Annotated in this window: 10 protein-coding genes and 6 pseudogenes; 4 read left to right on the forward strand and 12 right to left on the reverse strand. The window is 49.6% G+C overall.

Translation table 11 applies throughout. The features are described from left to right. Window positions 1-11: 11 nt before the first annotated feature. From L0M14_RS11335 to L0M14_RS11370, 8 genes and pseudogenes are all read right to left on the reverse strand, one after another. Window positions 12-782 (reverse strand): SDR family NAD(P)-dependent oxidoreductase, encoded by a 771-nt coding sequence (locus tag L0M14_RS11335; RefSeq protein WP_235122185.1) that lies wholly within the window; start codon window positions 780-782, stop codon window positions 12-14. 1,112 nt (window positions 783-1,894) lie between these two features. Next, window positions 1,895-2,538: pseudogene (locus L0M14_RS11340) on the reverse strand (SGNH/GDSL hydrolase family protein). Between the two features lie 29 nt (window positions 2,539-2,567). Further along, window positions 2,568-3,095, reverse strand: coding sequence for a dihydrodipicolinate synthase family protein (locus L0M14_RS30985; RefSeq protein WP_311198899.1), 528 nt, complete (start codon window positions 3,093-3,095; stop codon window positions 2,568-2,570). Window positions 3,096-3,216: 121 nt separating this feature from the next. Beyond that, a pseudogene (locus tag L0M14_RS30990) lies at window positions 3,217-3,453 on the reverse strand (dihydrodipicolinate synthase family protein); the annotation flags it as partial. 386 nt (window positions 3,454-3,839) lie between these two features. Beyond that, window positions 3,840-4,760: pseudogene (dapA, locus tag L0M14_RS11350) on the reverse strand (4-hydroxy-tetrahydrodipicolinate synthase). 88 nt (window positions 4,761-4,848) lie between these two features. Next, window positions 4,849-5,861: pseudogene (pdxA, locus tag L0M14_RS11360) on the reverse strand (4-hydroxythreonine-4-phosphate dehydrogenase PdxA). Then, window positions 5,858-7,186 carry a four-carbon acid sugar kinase family protein gene (locus tag L0M14_RS11365; RefSeq protein WP_235122188.1) on the reverse strand — a complete coding sequence of 443 codons (1,329 nt, stop codon included), beginning with the start codon at window positions 7,184-7,186 and terminating at the stop codon, window positions 5,858-5,860. The pseudogene pdxA and the gene L0M14_RS11365 overlap by 4 nt, the downstream one beginning before the upstream one ends. 25 nt (window positions 7,187-7,211) lie before the next feature. Continuing rightward, window positions 7,212-8,390: an iron-containing alcohol dehydrogenase gene (locus tag L0M14_RS11370; protein ID WP_405030834.1), complete on the reverse strand. Its 1,179-nt coding sequence runs from the start codon at window positions 8,388-8,390 to the stop codon at window positions 7,212-7,214. 203 nt (window positions 8,391-8,593) lie between these two features. On the opposite strand from L0M14_RS11370, the gene L0M14_RS11375 reads away from it, so the two are divergent. From L0M14_RS11375 to L0M14_RS11385, 3 genes are read left to right on the forward strand one after another with little or no spacing between them, the layout of a single operon-like run. Next, the gene (locus L0M14_RS11375; RefSeq protein WP_235122189.1) at window positions 8,594-9,610 is read left to right on the forward strand and encodes a glycoside hydrolase family protein; all 1,017 of its coding nucleotides are present in this window, start codon (window positions 8,594-8,596) and stop codon (window positions 9,608-9,610) included. Between the two features lie 18 nt (window positions 9,611-9,628). Further along, window positions 9,629-12,307 carry a family 78 glycoside hydrolase catalytic domain gene (locus L0M14_RS11380; protein WP_235122190.1) on the forward strand — a complete coding sequence of 893 codons (2,679 nt, stop codon included), beginning with the start codon at window positions 9,629-9,631 and terminating at the stop codon, window positions 12,305-12,307. Window positions 12,308-12,328: 21 nt separating this feature from the next. Beyond that, entirely contained in the window at window positions 12,329-14,398 is a 2,070-nt protein-coding gene (locus L0M14_RS11385) for a glycoside hydrolase family 65 (RefSeq protein WP_235122191.1), read from the forward strand. Between the two features lie 213 nt (window positions 14,399-14,611). Here the strand turns inward: L0M14_RS11385 and glpK are convergent. From glpK to L0M14_RS11405, 4 genes and pseudogenes are all read right to left on the reverse strand, one after another. Then, window positions 14,612-16,152 (reverse strand): annotated as a pseudogene (gene glpK / locus L0M14_RS11390) (glycerol kinase GlpK). After that, on the reverse strand, window positions 16,152-17,099 hold the full coding sequence (locus tag L0M14_RS11395; RefSeq protein ID WP_235122192.1) for a transketolase family protein: 948 nt from the start codon (window positions 17,097-17,099) through the stop codon (window positions 16,152-16,154). Before L0M14_RS11395 ends, glpK begins: the two are co-directional and overlap by 1 nt. Window position 17,100: 1 nt before the next feature. Continuing rightward, on the reverse strand, window positions 17,101-17,946 hold the full coding sequence (locus L0M14_RS11400; RefSeq protein ID WP_235122193.1) for a transketolase: 846 nt from the start codon (window positions 17,944-17,946) through the stop codon (window positions 17,101-17,103). Window positions 17,947-17,958: 12 nt separating this feature from the next. Next, the gene (locus L0M14_RS11405) at window positions 17,959-19,392 is read right to left on the reverse strand and encodes an L-fucose/L-arabinose isomerase family protein (RefSeq protein WP_235122194.1); all 1,434 of its coding nucleotides are present in this window, start codon (window positions 19,390-19,392) and stop codon (window positions 17,959-17,961) included. Between the two features lie 270 nt (window positions 19,393-19,662). Here L0M14_RS11405 and L0M14_RS11410 point away from each other — a divergent pair. After that, a pseudogene (locus tag L0M14_RS11410) lies at window positions 19,663-20,696 on the forward strand (LacI family DNA-binding transcriptional regulator). The last annotated feature ends 185 nt before the right edge of the window (window positions 20,697-20,881 follow it).

Genomic DNA, 20,881 nt, shown 5'->3' on the forward strand with positions numbered 1-20,881 from the left:
AGTTTTTTTCGTTAATCAAAAACCTGTAAAACCGACCTGCCTCCGTCTACGACGAGATTTGCGCCGGTAATAAATGCCGCTTCGTCGGAAGCAAGAAATAATGCAGCATTCGCTACGTCAGACGGCTTTCCCAGACGCCCGATCGGATGTACCGCGAGCATGGCGTTAAACTTTTTCTCCCGATCTGGAAAAGTCTGCATGTATGTTTCGGCTAGTGGTGTTTCAATATACCCCGGACTGATCGTATTTGCTCGTATACCCCTTCCGGCAAAATCGACACATATACCTTGAGACATGGCCAGCATGCCCGCTTTTGAAGAGTGGTACGGAAAATGGTCCTTCTGTGTTCGGAAAACGTGGGTTGAACCAATGTTGACGATACTGCCTTCACCTTCATCCAACATAAACGGAATCGCATGTTTGCAGCAGTACCAAGCGCTTTTCAAATTCAAATTCATGACTTGTTCCCACTGGGCATCGTCAGCCGTCACAACGTTGGTCTGGCAGCTGACCCCGGCGTTATTGACGAGAACATGCAGACCTCCAAAATGCTGTTTGGCGGATTTCATCAATTTCAACACTTCAGCCTCAACGCGTATATCTGCGCGAATAAATATGGCTCTTCCACCTTGCTTGACGATCTCTTCGACAACCCTATTTCCTTCGTCGGAAATGTCATTGACAATGACTCCGGCACCCTCCTCGGCGAAGCGTTTGGCGATTGCCTCCCCGATTCCGGATGCCGCCCCGGTAACCACTGCTGTTTTTCGGTCCAGCCTCATAGAGTGATCTCCTTTAAAGATGTATACTGCTGCGAGCTTGCGGCAGAATTCAGTTCATGATCAGTTTACAAGAAAGCCGGCGCCCCATTATAGGCTGAATTCATCATTTATATAGGTGACGCGCTTCACTTGCCAACGAGAGCGTTAGACGAGGGGGAGCTCGAGGAGTACGCCTCTTGCTCGCGTGAGCCCACGCCTCTTCCTTGTCTGCAGCAATGCCAAACATCGTTAGATGCGGCCCGACTCCTCGGGCTCGCTTCTCTAACGATGTCTAGCAGCTTTGCAGACTCTTGCTCGCGTGAGCCCACGCCTTTTCCTCGGCTGCAGCAATGCCAAACATCGTTAGATGCGGCCCGACTCCTCGGGCTCGCTACTCTAACGATGTTTAGCAGCTTTGCAGACTCTTGCTCGCGTAAGCACACGCCTCTTCCTCGGCTGCAACAATGCCAAACATCGTTAGACTAGGGCCCGCTTCCGGGGCCCGCTTCTCTAACGATGTTTAGCAGCTTTGCAGACTCTTGCTCGCGTGAGCCCACGCCTCTTCCTCGGCTGCAACAATGCCAAACATCGTTAGACTTGAGCCCGCTCCCCGGGCTCGCTTCTCTAACGATGTTTAGCAGCTTTGCAGACTCTTGCTCGCGTGTGCCCACGCTTTTTCCTTGTCTGCAACAATGCCAAACATCGTTAGATGCGGCCCGACTCCTCGGGCTCGCTACTCTAACGATGTTTAGCAGCTTTGCAGACTATTGCTCGCGTGAGCTCGCGCCTCTTCCTCGGCTGCAGCAATGCTAAACATCGTTAGACTAGGGCCCGCTCCCCGGGCTCGCTTCTCTAACGATGTTTAGCAGCCTTGCAGACTCTTCCTCGCGTGAGCACACGCCTTTTCCTTGTCTGCAACAATGCCAAACATCGTTAGATGCGGCCCGACTCCTCGGGCTCGCTACTCTAACGATGTTTAGCAGCTTTGCAGACTCTTCCTCGCGTGAGCACACGCCTTTTCCTCGGCTGCAACAATGCCAAACATCGTTAGACACGTGTCCGCTCCCCGGGCTCGCTTCTCTAACGATGTTTAGCAGCTCTGCAGACTCTTGCTCGCGTCTTGTAAAGCAGCATCAAATTTTGACGCCAATATCCGATCCTACCACTGCCTTCAACCATGTCACAGCCATCAGCATATCTCCTAACGGATTCATATGTACGCCATCTGTCGTTACATCTTTGCCGCTTTCATGCTGAATGAATTCAAGAAACGCTAAATGCGTGGGCACAAGAATCGCATCGTATTCTTTTGCCAGTCTGTTGACGATGTCTACGTAAGGTAGCAGCAACTGATTTCCCGTAGCATTTGGGTACTCCTTAATGATTGTCGGCTGCATAAGGATTGCTCGACAACCGGGTACTTGCTTCAACTTTTCGAGCAAGTTACGGTATATCGATTCATATCTGTCGGGATATACTTGTTCCGCATCTGCAGAATCTAATTGACGCCAAACGTCATTAATCCCAATGGAGATCGAAACCCATTGCGGCTGATGATCCAACACGTCGAGCGTCCATCTCTTTTCTAAATCGGTTACACGGTTACCGGACACGCCTTCATTGATGATTTTCAATCCCAGCTGCGGGTACATCGCCGTCAGATAATCATGAATCAGACGAACGTATCCTGATCCCAGCTTCAGCGGATCTTTTTTCTACCTTTATCGGTAATGCTGTCGCCGATAAAAACAATTTTCTCCTTCGCTCTAAACGTCACGATAACCCCTCCTTATTGAATCACATTGCTTATACAGCCAGATGCTGCTTAACCAACCGGTACATCGCATCAAGCTGCTCCACCTCATGCTTATGATTATTTTTAAAACCACCGGCATCCCTCGAACGGCAGTACAGCAAAATCGGAAGTCCTCTGGTGCGCAGATGGTATTTCGCGTTGACGGGATACATTTGAAGCTCCACCAAAGACGCAGCTCCAAGGAAAGACTGTATCGTTTCCGCATGAATCTGTTCAGTGCTCCAAAGCTCAGTCAAACGAACATACAGATCGGGATGGAAATTTGCCATCACACCGCTGAATCCAGCCGCTCCCAAGCGCAGCGAGGCTAGCAGGGTAGCTGAATTGGCATTGAATATTTGGAGTGGACTTCCTTTTACTGCCTCTATTTTTGCTGCGATTTGCTGCAAATCGCAGCTTGTATCCTTTAAAAAAGAAAACCTGCCCGTATCCGCGCACTTTTTCAACAATTGCGGGGTTAAGAGCCTTTTGTACGGATAAGGACACTTCGTAAATACCGAACGGCACACCTGGAACACGGTCAATCAACTGCGTGACCCGGTCGAACCAAATTTCATCCGACTCTACTTCACCGGCCAATCGATTGCTGACTAACACAACCGCTTTAACCCCCGTCTCTGCCATTCGCTGCACTTCTTCCACCTGTTCATCAAAAGAAACCGATATATGTCCTGAAGCAATCACCGGAACCCGCCCGGCGGCTTTTTCCGTGACAAACTGAGCGATACGCACTCTTTCCTCCAAGCTCAAATAAAACATTTCACTTGATTGACAAACGGCAAACAGCCCATGTACACCTTGGTCGATGTACCAATCAACCAACTGCTCCAACGCCCCGTAATCCACTTCGCCAGCATCGGTGAAAGGGGTCACCATGGCGTGGGCCAAACCCCATTCGGAATGTTCGCATCCATGGCTCCACTTCCTCTCGAATTATTCATCTATTGCACCATATCTTCTCGTATTATTCACATCGATTGCCTCATCCTCGCGCGAAATGTTCGCATCCATGGCTCCACTTCCTCTCGAATTATTCATTTATTGCACCATATCTTCTCGTATTATTCACATCGATTGCCTCATCCTCGCGCGAAATGTTCGCACCCATGGCTCCACTTCCTCTCGGATTATTCATCTATTGCTCCATATCTTCTCGTATTAATCACATCAATTGCTCCATCACTCTCGGACTGTTCGCAACCACGGCTCCATCTCCTCTCGGGTTGCTCACTACTATTATTCTTCATCCCCATTCGAAATGTTCACATCGATTGCTTCATCCCCGTTCGGCTCACCCCCGTTACGCCCTCTTCCAAATATTGATCCAATACCTTTTTCAATTCTTCTTTAGCAGCCGGATGCAGCTGTTGCACTGGAAGACGAGGCTGTCCCGCAGGCAGCCCAATCATGCACATAGCTTCCTTTAATACGGACGGCAGTGTTCCGTGAAAACGCGCTGCGCAAAGCTCGGAGTTTCTGTTGCGATTGCTCCGCTTCCATTGGCTTCCCTTGCATCCACAAATCATAAATGGACTTAACCGTCTCTGGAAAAACGTTTGCCATTGCCGCAATCGCACCACAGCCGCCGGCCATTAAAGTCGGCAATATTAATGAATCCGTACCCGCCAGCACGGAAAAATCCGGTCCTGACACTTCTAAATATTGCAAAATTGTATCGAAGCTGCCGCTGCTGTCTTTGATGCCTACTATGCCCGAAACCTCGCTCAGTTCCTTCACGGTTTTGGGATGCAGGGAGTTACCTGTCCTTGCAGGAATGTTATACAAAAGGATGGGAAGCCCTGTCGCATCAGCCACCGCTCGAAAATGTCCCAGCAGCTCCTGCTGTGTAAACGTTAAAAAATATGGCGTAATGACCGATAAAGCATCGGCCCCTAGCCGTTCCAATTCCACAGCCAATCGAACAGTTTCCCATGTTCCTTCGCAACCGGCTCCAACATAAACTGGAACTCGTCCCTGCGCTTCCTCTATGACTATCCGTGCTGCCTGCAGCTTTTCCTCAAAGGTTAGCGAAAAAACTCCCCGTTTGTGCCCAAACAAAATAAACCGTGCACGCCCGCGTTGATTAGTCTGCGGGTCAACATACGCAATGCCATTTCATCAAGCTGTTGGTTCATGTCGAAAGGCGTAACCATAGCAGGAATAATACCTGATGGCTTGAGCATGTGATCACTCCTTCTCTCCTTCTTACGAAGTACATTTGATTGACAACTATAACCGTACAACGAAGGGCTCTCCATAAGAGTCAAAAACTTACCTCAGCTCTCCGAACCGTCTAGGCGCAAGCTCAACGGCAGAGCGAATGGCTTCCAGCATACTTCGTTCATCCGCCAAACCAGTACCGGCGATGTCGAATGCTGTCCCATGATCAACTGAGGTGCGAACGATCCCTCCATTCAATCCGACCGTGATATTGACGCCGGATTCCCAATTCCCATCACTTTGACTGGCACGTGTCCTTGATCATGGTAGCACGCCACGACGATATCAAAATCCCCGCGCACCGCGCGATAAAACAGCGTATCCGCCGGATAAGGTCCGGTGACGTCAACGCCTTCCTCCGCAGCACGCATGATACTGGGAATCAACTTCTCTTCTTCCTCGCCGTTGCCGAATAGTCCGTTCTCGCCCGCGTGCGGATTGATGCCGCAAACCGCGATTCGCGGTCGTTTATTCCCAGCTCTCCGCAGTGTTTCATGCGCCAGTTTTATCACCTTGTATGTCCGTTCGGGATTAATTGCTGCGATCGCCTGAACAAGTCCTAGATGCGTAGTCAAATGAATCACCTTCAGCTTCGGAGCTGAAAGCATCATAGAATAATCCTCAGTGCCGGTTAAACTAGCCAATATTTCGGTATGGCCCGGGTACAGATGTCCGCCTTTGTGCAAAGCTTCTTTATTTAGCGGTGCGGTGCAGATCGCATCGATTTCTCTACGAAGCGCTAAATCCACCGCCTTCTCAACGAATTTATAGGCGGCGTGTCCAGCTTTACCGCTAACCTGTCCATGTGAAAGGTCCGCCGGTAGCAAATGCATGTTCAAGCAATCGATACGGCCATACTTGTATAGCCCGTCTGAGGGCTCCGTCACGCCGCATACAGATGCCGAACCGCCGACGATGCGGAGCGCGCGTTCTAACTGAACCGGATCGCCAATGACCAATGGACGGCATATTTCATAAACTTGTTCGTTTTGCAGCGCTTTCACTATGACTTCCGGTCCGATGCCGCAGGCATCTCCCATCGTGATTCCAATGATAGGCTTCATCTCATACCCATCCCTCTATGTAATAATTCCAGAGCTTTCACCAGTGCATGATCGGAACCAAAGCCTCCCGCCTTCGTAACCGCGGGCAGCGGCTGATCCATCACGATCAGACCGGCCGGAATGCCTCTTTCCACCTCGTCGTACAATCGGAATTCATGGATTCGCAGAGAGTTTCCTATATGCCTGGCGGTATCGCCTCCGGTCAAAACAATCCCTCCAATTCGGACTCGTTTGATCAATCGAGAGACGACTTCTCCCAATGCGCACGCAATCTCGTCACTGACTTGCTGATCATTCAACTCATATTCGCTGCCGACCTCTTGAGCAATCCGAATATCTTCATCTTCTCCAGATGAATAGAGCACCGTATGAACATTTTGGCGTAAAGCCAGATCTGCTTGCTCTACCGCATTCATGATTTCTCTTTCCCGATCGGGGTGTCCGGTTAGGAGCCGGTAAGATTCTGCTTTTACACCCTGAATATGCGGAAGCTGCAACAGAATGTCCAATTGACAGCGTGAACGAGAGCTAACGCTGCCGACGACGGTAAGAATCGGTTCAGCGATTTTTTCAGGTACAAGCGTTTCACTTGGCCGTGAGATAGGAAGATCCACGGAGAAATGGCCGCACAAATGACTAGACAAATGATCGGCTAAACCGGCTGAACCCGCCCATACGACTGTATAATCCGTCTCTACCATGAAAGCGACTAGACGCTTCAGATCGCTATCTTCAGCCGAATCTGCAACCAAGTAGCGGACCCCTCGTGATTCGCCGTTTTGCAAGAACGAAACCAATGCACCTTTCCCTTCCTCCATAATGGCAGAAGGAATGATTTCGACTGAGCGCTTCGTCTGCTTGCGCAGCAAATCGGGAATGTACGGTTCGATTACCGGTGTTTTCGGGTCGCGGGCGAACTCCGTATCTTGCAGCGGTATACCATTCACGTAGAGCATTCCTTGACGAACAAGCCTGCCCATTTCAGGGTAGGCAGGTGCAATGATAATAAAATCGGGACGAATTGTATCATATAGAGCGTCGAGCTCCGCCCCTATATTTCCGCGCAGAGTGGAGTCTATTTTTTTTAGCACAACATCTGCTCCAAAAGCTTGAGCTTTCAGTGACGCCATTGCAGTTCGGATGTAAGCGGATTTGGCGTCTAGCGAACGGCTGTCGGTATCAAGGACAAGCACATCTCTACCGGTTAGCTTATCCAAGCCTGCTGTAAGTTGAAAAAGCACGGATACATGCATCCCATGTTTGGCAAACTGCACCCCAGCATCTCCCGCTCCCGTAAAATCATCGGCAATGACAGCAACTTTCATCAAGACGCCCTCCTTTTCCACTCATTCAGGGAAGCAGTTTACGGTATATCGACTTCATCGCATTCAAATCCATTGGCTTCGGATTGTTATGTAAAAGCCTCGTCACCTTAGAGGCCGCAACCGCTATATCGTCAACATCCGCTTCATGAACACCGAACACACGCAAATCCTGCGGGATGCGCATCTCATCCGTCCACTCATAAATCCGGCGAATAACCGATTCGGATGCAGCTGTACTCTCCCCGCTCCCTTCATGCACCCCCATCACTCGGGCAACATGACCGAGGCGCCCGTGAATAGCATCCATATTATAAGCCATCACGTGCGGCAGCAGCATCGAATTGGCAACGCCGTGGGATATGTTGAATTTTCCTCCTAGTGGATAGGCCAGCGCATGCACGGCTGCTGTACCGGCTGAGCTCAGGGCCATGCCGCCATACATGGAACCGAGCAGCATATTCTCTCTCGCCTCCAAATGTGATCCTTCATGATACGCATCAAGCAAGTTGCCTGCAATTAATCGGATCGATTCGAGAGCGAACATGTCGCTGATTGGATTGGCCTTATTGGATATATACGATTCCAGCGCATGGGTAAACGCATCCATGCCCGTTGCGGCTGTTATGCTTTGCGGCAAGCTTACTGTAAGCACAGGATCAATGATGACCAACATGGGCAGCAGATGCCTGCTAATGATCCCGACTTTCAGTTCCTGCTCGGGAATGGTAACTATGGAGTTGGGCGTCACTTCGGAACCGGTGCCTGAGGTCGTTGGAATCAATACAGTCGGAATCCCGGGCCTGGACACGAGATCGGCACCAACAAGACTCCTTACATCCACTGGGTTGGTCAACAAGACGGAAAATAGTTTCGTAGCGTCAAGAACACTGCCCCCTCCGATTCCGATCAACAAATCAACAGGATCAGCTGCGATTAAACCGAACACTTCGCGAATATTAGTAATGGTCGGTTCCGGCTTCACATCTGTGAAACATCTGCTGGCAATTCCCGCTTGCTTCAATTCATCCGCAATACGATCAATGACCCCCATCGCCTTCAACGATGGTTGCGTAACAATCACAGCATGCCGGAAGTTTCCTTGCAAGTTAATCTGGGGGATCAGCTCTGTAATCGCGTTAGGTCCGGCAATTATGTTGCCGGCTGTCTGAAACTTATAGGGCACAAATCCATGATTAGCCTTCACTTCAGCTCCCCCTTCCGTGCAATTTGGCCTCAATTCCCCCTCATCCTACGCCCGCCTATCCTTGATGTCAATGCAACCGGGTTGCGAAGATCGTATCGACCTATATTTCGGATACAATCCCCCACACAGCCATGAATCGGTTAATTGTACCCTGAATAATGTATCCGGTATAAAAAGCTCAAAAAGACAAGGAGCGTGCCCTTTTGAATATTCAGCCTTATCTCACTCCATATAAACTAGGAAGTCCGGTACTCACAGGCTCCGGGGTCCCCGGTCATTTTGATGAACGCGCCGTAGATTGTCCATATGTTTTTCAGCATAACGATCAGTTTTACATGATGTATGTGGGATTTGACGGTATCGGTTATCAAACGGCTTTGGCGGTAAGCCATGACTTAATAAACTGGGTGCATAAAGGAGTCATTCTAAAACGAAATGAAACCACAGGCTGGGATTCCGTCAATATCGCCGGCACATGGATTTTGAAAGAAAATCAATTGGACGCCCCGCCGGTCCTGAAAAAATGGGACGATAAATATTGGCTGGTGTATCACGCCTATCCCGAAACCGGTTATGAAGAAGGCTCCGCAAAAATCGGAATTGCTTGGACGAAAGACGAACAACTGCTGGAATGGCACCGCTGCCCCGATCCGATTCTAGTCCCCGAAGAAGGCGCAGATTGGGAAAAAGGCGGCCTGTACAAGGAATGTCTTGTTGAGCATGAAGGCAAGTTTTATTTGTTCTACAATGCTAAAAACAAAAATAAAGGAAGATGGGTCGAACAAACAGGTGTCGCTTTCTCTACAGATTTGAAGCAGTGGAACAGATATGAGCATAACCCTGTGCTTTTCGTTACACCGGAAGGATGGGACTCCGGCTTTGTCAGCGATCCCTGCGTGCTGCATGACCGAGACCGCAACCAGTGGGTCATGTATTACTTCGGCTACGATTACAAAAAAGCGCAAGAAGGCATCGCGCTCTCCAGTGATCTTTTGAATTGGGAAAAGTATCCGAACCCGATCATCAATGTTGGCGAGGAAGGCAGTATTGACTCCATTTTTGCCCACAAGCCCTCTGTTATTATGCATCAGGGCGTGCTTTACCACTTCTACTGCTCTTGCAGACCGTACCGGGAAGGCGATCCGACCAAAAACTACGGCAAAGAGTTCAGAACGATCAGCGTGGCCGCCTCGCAGCCTATTTTTGCTTCAACCTGTTGATAAAGGAGACCGAAACCGATGCAAGTGGATGAAATGTTTGTGGAAAGCAAAATTTGCCCGCTCGGGGTCGATGCCCTTTGGCCGGCATTTGCTTGGAGTTTTACAGACTCATCGGAGCGCATGCAGATGCAGACGGCCTATCGGATCATCGTATCCCGTGACGAGTCGAACTTAAAACGCAACTTCGGCGAAATATGGGACAGCGGAAAGATCTTCAGTAAGAAAAACGTACATATTTTATATAAAGGCTCCTCACTTCAATCACGTGCTCGGTATTATTGGAAGGTTCAGATTTGGGATCAAAAGAAACGCATGACCGAAAGCCCGGTTTCCTGGTGGGAAATGGGCCTTGTTCATGAAAGCGATTGGTCTGCTATGTGGATCGGGGAATCCGAAAGCATCTCCGGTGAGCGAACGGCTATGCCTCTTTTCAGGCATGCATTCAATCTTAACAAGCCAATTGCCAGTGCAAGAGCATATGTAAGCGGACTCGGACATTACGAGCTCCGTATAAACGGCAAGAAAGTCGGTGACAGCGTTCTTGAGCCCGGTTGGACACACTATGACAAAACGTGCCTCTACTGCGTTCACGATGTGACAGAAGTTCTGAACGAAGGTCCCAACGCCATCGGCGTCATGCTGGGGAACGGTTTTTTCCATGTTGCAGGCGGCCGTTATACGAAATTCAAGCATTCCTTCGGAACACCCCGATGTTTGATTCAATTGGAAGTCACATTTACCGACGGAGATTACATTCAAATCGGAAGCGGTAGAAACTGGCATACCGCACCTGGACCTATTACCTTTTCAAGTATATACGGCGGGGAAGATTACGACTCACGCCGACTGCAAGCGGATTGGGACCAGCCGAGATTTGCTCCTAATGAACAATGGAAGCAAGCTGTCGAAGTAAAGCGCCCTGCTGGAAAACTGAAGGCACAGGCGATTACTCCTTTAAAAGTAATGGAAACATTCCAGCCTGCTCACATTACTCAGCCTGTTCCCGGAGTGTATGTCGTTGATTTCGGGCAAAACTTTTCAGGCTGGGTTGAGATTTGCGCAAAAGGTCGAAGCGGCTCGCAAATTACTCTATCCCCTGCTGAAGTAGTAAAAGATACAGGAACGGTCAATCAAAAGTGGACCGGCTCCCCTTACAAGTTTACCTTTATCTTGAACGGAGACGACGAAGAAGAAACATGGGCACCACGCTTCAGCTATTACGGGTTTCGTTACTTACAGATCGAAGGAGCCATTTTCCCTGACTCTGCAAGCAGCGATACGGATATTCCCGTTCTTCTCCGCGTCGAAGGCCAAATGATTTACCCGGACACGAAAGTTCGCGGAAATTTCCTCAGTTCAGATCTGATGCTGAATCGTACGCACGACCTCATTAACCGGGCCATCCTCAGCAACATGAAAAGCATATTCACGGATTGCCCGCATCGGGAAAAACTGGGATGGCTGGAACAGGTCCATTTGATGGGTCCTTCCGTTGCCTTTAATTATGATGCCGAGTCCCTGTTCATCAAAACGATGGAAGATATTAGGGACGCACAACTTCCTGACGGGATGGTTCCGACGACGGCTCCGGAATATGTCGTGTTTTCCGATCAATGGCGCTGTTTTCGCGACTCCGTATCTTGGGGCGCTGCATACGTGCTTGTCGGCTGGAATCTATTGCACACGTACGGCAACAGCCGAATTTTGACCGAGCATTATGAGGGGATGAAAGCTTATATTGACTATTTGACCAACAGTTCCGATCGTTTGATTATTCAAACCGGTCTTGGAGATTGGTACGATGTTGGCGACAGCACTCCGGGCTTTGTACAAAATACGCCGGTTTCTCATACAGAAACCGCTATGTTTTATCATATCGTCGACGTGTTTGCGCAGATCGCGAGTCTCTTGAATTACAGTGAGGACGCTGTCAAATATGGGCTGCTGCGTGAAGATATCAAGTCATCATTTAATGAAACGTTCTTCGACCTTGAGACACATCAATATGCCACCGGCAGTCAGACATCTAACGCTATGCCGCTTGTATTGGGGCTTGTTCAAGAACCCTTTCGAGAAAAAGTTCTCTCTCATCTTATAAAAGACATTCATCTTCGCGGGTATCATACAACCGCCGGCGATATCGGCCATCGCTATGTTCTGCTAGCACTTGCGCAAAATGGCCGTTCTGACATCATTTTTGAAATGACCCGTCAAACCGGTCATCCCAGCTATGGATATCAACTCGCACATGGGGCAACCACATTGACTGAAGCATGGGACGGTCCGACTGTCGGCAAATCACAGAACCATTTCATGCTCGGACATTTGGAAGAATGGCTCTATAGCGGGCTAGCCGGAATCCAGTTCCGATATGACACCGATTTCGAAAGTTATCAAATCTCCATTCAACCTGCGCTGCCTGCAGGCTTGGACGAAGTGACAGCCGAATATCTGCTTCTCGCCGGGCGTATTCATGTGTCGTGGAAACGAAGTGGGCCTAATCGATTGAATCTTCGTGTGACCATCCCGGCTAACTGTGTTGCGGATATTTATGTTCCCACTGCATCTGTGAATTCGGTATTGGAAAGCGGAGAGCCAATTGAGACCGCCCGGAACCTTGAAGTCTTGCGTACTCAATCCGGTTATGTGGCTGTGCATGCGGGTTCGGGCACCTATCATTTTGAAAGCATCGTATGAATATGGAAACGAGGGGTTCACATGATTGATCGAAAAGCGTTAGTCAAACGCCACAATCCGCTCATCACCTGCTTTGACAAGTTTTCTTCCCTGACAGTCGGCAACGGAAACTATGCCTTTACCGTGGATGCAACCGGTCTGCAAACTTTTCCGAATCTGTATGCTGACGGAGGAGTACCACTGGGAAACCTGTCCAATTGGGCTTGGCATACTTCTCCAAATCCAAATGAATATCAACCCGAAAAGTTTCCGCTTACGTACTACCCGACCTTCAACGGAAGACAAGTAGGCTTCCCTTACATGCCCCCGGGTCAGACCACTGACGAGTATAAATGGTTGAAATTTAATCCGCATAAACTGCATTTGGGGGTGGTAGGTTTTCGGCTGTCTCTGCCTTCTGGGGATGAGGCTACCCATGACGACTTGAATAAGATCGAACAAGTTCTCGATATGTGGTCAGGAGTGATCGAGAGCGAGTTTTCCTTGCTCACTGCCAAAACGAAAGTAAGCACATGCTGCCATCCCAGTGAGGACCTGATCGCGGTTCGGGTAAAGTCCGAATTAATCCGCCTAGGGCGCTTACAGGTTGCCTTTCATTTCCCCTATGGCACTTGGAAATTCGCAGCTGTCGATTGGAGTAAGCCAGACCGGCATACCACAGAAGTTGTTCACCTCGATAGCGACTCTGTCTACATCAGCCGAAAGCTAGATCAAGACTCGTATGCGATGCATGCCGCTTGGACCAACGGTACATTTGAACGCGATGAGCGCGACCAGCATGTATGCCTATATTCGCCTTCCCCGGACAGCGACGAATTCGAGCTTCGTTTCCGTTTTACGAAACATGATATACCGACCGATTTACCAACGTTCGAAGAGACGCGTGCCGCAGCCGAGAGCCACTGGGAAAGCTTTTGGACTTCGGGCGGCGCCATCGAGCTTAACGGCAGTAAAGATATTAGAGCACACGAACTGGAGCGAAGAATCGTACTCTCCCAGTATGTGACTGCTATCCAATCATCCGGTACACTGCCTCCCGCTGAATCCGGTTTGACCCACAACAGCTGGGGCGGTAAATTCCACTTGGAAATGCACTGGTGGCACGCTGTTCATTTTGCGCTTTGGAAGCGGGTAGATTTGCTGGAAAACAGTCTAACATGGTACGGCACCATCGTGGATAAAGCCCGGAAGTTAGCTGATTCACAAGGCTATGAAGGCGCTCGATGGCCGAAATGCACTGCGCCGGACGGTGTTAACGGACCTTGTTATATTGAACCGTTTCTCATCTGGCAGCAGCCGCATCCGATTTATTATGCCGAGTTGATTTATAACATCAAGGGTGACCGCGATACCTTGGCGAAGTATGCCGAAATCGTGTTTGAAAGCGCGTCTTTCATGGCATCTTTTGCCGAATGGGATCCTGGACAAGAAAGATATGTACTAGGACCGCCGGTCGCGCCTGCTCAGGAAATATTCGATCACGCAACGACTATGAACCCTACTTTCGAATTGTCCTATTGGGCGTTCGGATTAAGGATCGCCATCTTGTGGAGAGAAAGACTCGGTCTCCCGAAAATGGAGAAATGGGAGCATGTTCTGAAACATCTGTCCAAGCTTCCTGCTGTTGATGGACTATATGTCGCAGCCGAAACAGCACCCGGTACATTCTCCGAAGAAACCGGCACCAGGGATCATCCGACGATGCTCGCCCCGCTCGGAATCCTGCCAGGTGACAATGTCGATCGCGAAACGATGTTACGCACGCTGCACGAAGTCATGAAGGTTTGGAACTGGGATGCTACTTGGGGATGGGACTATCCCATGGCCGCGATGACGGCGGCAAGACTTGGTGAGAGTCGTTTGGCATTAGACATCCTCTTAATCGATAAAGTCACCAATACCTATCTTCCTAACGGACACAACTATCAACGCAAGCCACTAACGGTATACCTCCCAGGCAACGGTGGTCTGCTAAGCGCTGCTGCCATGATGGCAGCCGGTTGGGAGGGCGGTCCGGACATACACGCCCCTGGATTTCCGCAGGATGGTTCATGGAGCGTTACCTACGAGGGATTAGCGAAAATGCTTTGATCATAAGAGTGTTGAAGAGACTGCTTCATTGATGAATGAATTCGCAGCCACTTCAACACTCTTATTTTTCTGAGGTTTGCAACCTGCTCTGCAGAAAGCAAAGAAACACCGGAGCTGCCTTAATCGCAGTCCCGGTGCCCTTTCATTTTTCCTTTATCGACAGTATCGATGATTACTAACAGCTGTATTCTTCTCTCCTGTCTGTGGCTGGTATTAGCGGGTCCGCCGAATGCTGCTCGGCAGCCCGGCTCCATGATCACTGCTGTTTAGTACGGATGCAACTGCACGATCCCAACCAGCACAATAAGAATCTCGCGCCTGTTTCTGCATCCTCGGCTTATAGGTGACCGTTCTTTGATTGGCCGAAGCTATTTCGTCGATATATGGCCAGAAACCAATTCCAAGTCCCCCCATATAAGCGGACCCCATGGCGGAAAGCTCGGCAATTTCAGATCTTATCACGGTGGAATCCAATAGATCAGCCTGAAACTGCATGAGCGTTGCATTGCCCGAGGCACCGCCGTCCGCGCGAAGCTCATCCAGGCGAATACCTGTGCTGTGTTCCATTAGGGCAACCGCATCGCGCACCTGATAAGCAATGCTGTCCAATGCAGCGCGTATGATATGGGCCTTTTGGGTCCCTCTGTTCATCCCCGTAATCGAGGCTCTCGCATAAGGATCCCAATACGGCGCTCCAAGGCCGACAAAAGCGGGCACGAGATAGACGCCCTGGCTATCGGTTATCCCTTTAAGCAAACGCTCCATCTCCTCATACGTGCAAAACAATCCTAAATTATCGCGCGCCCATTTTAAACTGTCACCCGATGTTCGGATGACAGCCTCAACCGCATAAGTAATCTTACCGTCGATTCCCCATGCAATAGCGCTGACCAATCCATCTTTGGACGGCGCAGCCGTTTCTCCGATATTCATCAACACGGATGTTCCTGTCCCATAGGTCGCTTTGGCCATCCCCTTACGGAAGCAGTGGTTGCCGTATAGAGCTGCTTGCGAATCACCGATTACTCCCGTAATGGGGACACGTATCGTACCAAAGAGTTCAGGATCTTCTGTGCAGCCGAACAGTTCATTGGATGAACGCACCTCCGGCAGCAGATTCGCCGGAACTCCGAATAAACCGCATAGCTGATCATCCCATTCCAAGGTATGAATATCAAAAAGTGATGTACGACTGGCATTCGTGTAGTCCGTCGCATGAACGCTGCCGCAAGTCATCCTCCAGATCAGCCAACTATCGATGGTTCCCGCCATCACCTTACCTTGAGCCGCCTTTTCCGCTGCGCCTTCCACATGTTCGAGAATCCACGCCCACTTTGCTGCGGAGAAATACGGATCAAGCATTAGGCCCGTTTTGGACATGACGGTATCCTCGTGACCGGATGCCCGAAGGGCTGTGCATCGCTCTGCGGTCCGTTGGCACTGCCAGACAATAGCGGAATAAATCGGGAGACCGGTTGTCCGGTCCCAAAGAATCGCAGTCTCCCTTTGGTTCGTAATCGTAATAGCCGCAAGAGATTCCGGTCCGATTCCGGCTGATTTCAATACGTGACGTGCAGTTAGCTTCACGTTCTCGTATATTTCAAGCGGGTCATGCTCCACCCAACCGGGACGCGGATAAAGTTGTACGTGTTCCTTGAGCTGCGCTCCAGGATCTTCCCAGACCGTTCAATCAGAAGCGCCTTCGTCCCGGATGTGCTTTGATCGATAGCCAGCAAATAGTCTTGAGGAGCCATCAGTTCTTCTCCTGCTTGCCCAGCATGTGGAGTGCAACCATTTTGAGATTATCGCTGCTGATGCCGTAATGCTTGAATACTTCCGCTGTTTTACCGGCGATTGCCGGCTCATCCGGGATGCCGATAATACGCATCGGCACAGGAGCATACTGAACCACGACTTCGGCCACGGCGGCGCCAAGTCCGCCAAGTACGCTGTGCTCTTCAACCGTGATGATATGACCGGTTTCCTTCGCCGCATGAATGACAGCATCTTCATCCAGCGGCTTGATGGTATGCATATTGATAATGCGGCAGGAAACGCCCGCCTCCTTGAGTTCTTCATACGCGTCCAGTGCGACACGTACCGTTTCCCCGGCAGCGATGATCGTCACATCCGTTCCTTCTCGCATCGTGACCGCTTTGCCGATCGTAAATTCGTAGGCGTCAGATTCGTACACATCCTCCACTGCATTTCGGCCGATACGAACATATACTCCGCCTTCGTACTGCACGAGCGCTTCAATCATTTGTTTTGTTTCGTGACGGTCGGCAGGCAGCATGACCGATAGTCCCGGAATGGCGCGGGCCACTGCGAGATCCTGCACGGAATGGTGGGACATCCCTAGGGCGCCATAGCTGATCCCTCCGCTGATGCCTACCAGCTTCACGTTGGTTCCCGAGTAAGCGACATCTACCTTGATCTGCTCAATGCTCCGCATACTAAGAAAACAAGCAGGAGAAGTGACGAATGGCTTTTTACCGCTGTGAGCCAGGCCTGCCGAGATCCCGACGATATTCTGCTCAGCGATGCCGACTTCAACAAATTGATCAGGGTATGCTTTGGCAAAAGGAGCCATCGCCGCCGATCCCCGCGAGTCACTCGCCAGCACCATAATATCTCGGTCATGTTGGGCTAACTCGAGCAGTGTGTCGCAAATCACTTGACGATTCGGAATCGTGTTCATTTTATCGTCCCTGCCCTTCCGTTTGATAAAATTCGAAAACAGCGGATAATTCGGTCAGAGCCTGCTCAAGCTCCGTTTCGTTTGGCACATGATGGTGCCAATGCGGAACATTCTCGGCAAATGAAACCCCCTTGCCCTTAACCGTATTCGCCATCACAAGCGTGGGCTTGCCCGGCACGGACGGAACCGCCTCGAGAGACTCAATTAATGCTTGCATATCATTGCCGTCAATGACCATGACGTTCCAGCCAAAAGCTCGCCACTTGTCCTCCAGCGGATCCAAGCCCATGACTTCTTCAGTCGAACCGCTGATCTGAAGACGGTTGCGATCAATAATAGCAATCAAATTATCCAGTTTATAATGCGCTCCTGCCATCGCAGCTTCCCATACCGAACCTTCCGCCTGCTCCCCGTCGCCCATCAGACAGAAAGTGCGGTATCTGACTCCATCGCGCTTTGCTGCTAAAGCCATGCCGACAGCCACTGCTAGACCGTGGCCGAGGGCGCCTGTATTCATTTCAATACCCGGTACCTTATTATTCGGATGCCCGATCAGCTTCGTACCGAATTGGCTGAATGTAGCCAGTTGTTCTTTTTCGAAAAAACCTTTATCTGCCAGAACAGCCCATAAGGACTCTACGGAATGACCTTTACTTAAAATGAATCGGTCCCGGTCAGCCGCCTTCGGTTGGGCAGGATCGATATTCATGATTCGGTAATACAGTGCCGTTATAATATCGGTGTTGCTGAGAGAACCTCCCGTGTGCCCGGTTTTTGCCCGAAAAATCATTTGGAGCAGGTCCATCCGAATTTGCGCCGCCTTCGCTTGCAGTTCTCTGATCTCCATAAATCCTCCTTCTTACAGGCCGTTACCTCTAAGCCATGCCTGAATTTCACTTTCCGTCGGATCAACAGGATCCGGAGTTAGACCTGGAATATAACTGCAAGCTTCATATAGCGCAGGAATGACATTGGCGTGAATGCCGACGGAGTGATGCACGTATGGTCCTTTTACCAACTTTTCTTCCCAAAGCGGCCAATCGTTCACTTCCACCCATACATAGGAACCGCGTGTATAAGGACCAGGAATACCTTTCGCTCGTCCCAGGAACAATTGGTACTCTCCATGATCACCGTCGAATCGCGCTAAGGTCATCGAGCCTCCTTTAATTTCACCCTCATGCGTGCCCGGCGAGTGGTCATCGAACAGGAAGTGCTTGCGCAGCTTCGGTCGTTCTTCCACTGAAAGAGATACTGGAAAATTGCCGCAATGGAACAATAATTCACCGTTTGCGTTATCGGGATGGCGTACTGTAAGATCTGCGAAAAACGTGGGTGCTTGATTCATCGCCGCAGCCTGAACCATAACGGACGTAATCGCGCCATGTATATCTGTTTCACACGTCACCGGAATTTGCTCATCTGTCAAAATCGCATTAGCAAGACACGGCATAATGCCCATCGCTTCCTGCAGAGATGACCAGCATTGAATAGCGATTGCTGTGCTGCCCGTTTGCCGGGCGTATTGTTTCATAGCCACTTTGAGCGCTGCGATCCGTATGACATCATTTTCTGTCACTTCCGACCAGTCCAGCTTTTCTTTTATGTAATCTACTGCTTCCGCTAACTCGGAGGAATTCCCGTTTTCGATTCTTTTGGATGCCCGCTGAATGTCTACAAGTGTAATCGGAAATAGTTCTATGCCAAAGCGCTCCAACAATTCACCCTCGTTGCACATCATCGTCCAGAATGAAGAAGGCCTGGGTCCGATTTGTAAAATGCGCAGCGAGCGGAATTGGCGCACCACGTTAGCCGTCGAAATAAAATTAGTGAATCCCCTTTCAAACACAGGGTCATTCACTCTTGTGTTCGTTACGTAGGTGAAGGGAACATTAAAACGGCGCAGCACCTTACCCGTGGCGAACAATCCGCACTGTGTATCACGCAGCCGCATGCCGTCTTCAAGAGGAGCTTCGTCCCGAGGTCCCCACAGCAGCACCGGTTTACCTAGCGCCTTGCCCACGCGAGCTACCGTATCCTCCGTACCGAAGTTACAGTGCGGGAAAAAGACCGCATCTACTTGTTCCTGCTTGAACCGTTCTATAATCAAGTCGGCGTTCACGTTATCGTCATACAATAGGCCTTCCGAATTGATTCCTTCCAGATCGACAATGTCCATATCGAGTCCGAAACTTTGAATTTTTTCTTTGATCGTCACTTTGTACTTGAATGCGTCCTCTGCGCTAAAAACGAAACGGCGAGTGGGGGCGTAGCCTAACTTCAATTTTTTCAAAAGAATACCTCCTAATTGTTTAGTTGATAGTTTAGTAAATATGTTCGTGTATAATGTAAATTAACTTAATGTTTATAAAAACATTTTAGTTATGTATAGGTGTATTTTTATGATATATCGGAAATATTAGTACGTCAATCAATATTTAGTTCATATTTAGTTGATATTTATATAAACTAATTCAATAAATCAACCTTTTCCTTGCTTTTATCTCCGCAGAAATTTAAACTAAACTTACTCAACAACTTTAGTAAATGGGGATTGTACAAGATGAAGATGGAAGATATCGCAAAGCTTGCAGGTGTATCCAAATCGGCTGTATCTCTTGCACTCAGCGGAAAGCCGGGAATTAGCGCCGATACGCGTGAACGGGTACTGGAAATTGCGAGAGAAAACGGGTATGCGCTTAAGCCGCGGACAACGGCATCGGAGCATTCGGCGCGTTCATTATCCTTTTTAGTGTTTACCAACTCGGGAATTGTGCTGGAACAATATTACGAACAGCCATTCTTTCGAGAATTAATCCATTTCATTGAGGACAGATGTCGAAGCAAAGGCTACTCCTTGCTATTTGCTACTGTAAACATGGAACATTTCGAACGTGACATACGTTCGGTCGCAGATGACCAGCAAAGCGACGGGGTTATCCTCCTCGGCACCAATCTAAATCCACAGGAGATCACCGAGATCGCCAACCTACTGGGTCCGCGTCTAGTGGTATTGGATAATTGCTTCGACAAACTGCCCTTACATTTTGTGGGGATTAATAATTATATCGGAGCTTATCAGGCGGGGTCCCATCTCTGCCAGATCGGCCACCGGGAAATCGGCTATATCGCCTCCAATGTGCGTATTCACAATTTTGAAGAAAGAAGGGAAGGATTTGAGGAGGCGCTCCGGGAGCACAGTTTATCCATCTCACCTGACTATATCTTTTCTGTCGCTCCTACCATGCTTTCTTCGCAGGAGGAGTTGAAGACACAGCTAAAGCCATTATTAGAACAAGGACGCCGCCTGCCGACCGCGCTTTTTTGCGAATGTGATTATATTGCGATAAGCGCTCTAAAAACTCTGACGGAGTTGGGCGTGCGCGTCCCTGAACAGGTTTCTGTCGTAGGGTTTGATAATATCACCGAATCACAAATCGTTTCACCGGAGCTGACTACCGTCCATGTCGAGAAAAAAGAATGGCTCAATTAGCCGTTGACCTAGTCATCGAATCAATTGAGCTGGGCACAGTAATTAATTCTAAGATCCGGGTCGACACCAGATTTATCGAGCGATATTCATCGGCAGCGCCTTAACGGTGTTACTGCAACGCAAATCAGAGGGAATCCGTTATACAGTAAGTTGTATAACAGATTCCCTCTGTTTGTTGATCAAGTAGGATCCATTACAAGCTTCAGCAGCTTTTCTCCGATCGCTGTCGACATTTTGTTATTTCGCTACGCTTCTCCGAAAACTACTGAGCTCTCCATTCCAGTCTATC

This window comes from Paenibacillus hexagrammi, assembly GCF_021513275.1.
Taxonomy (GTDB): Bacteria; Bacillota; Bacilli; order Paenibacillales; family NBRC-103111; genus Paenibacillus_E; species Paenibacillus_E hexagrammi.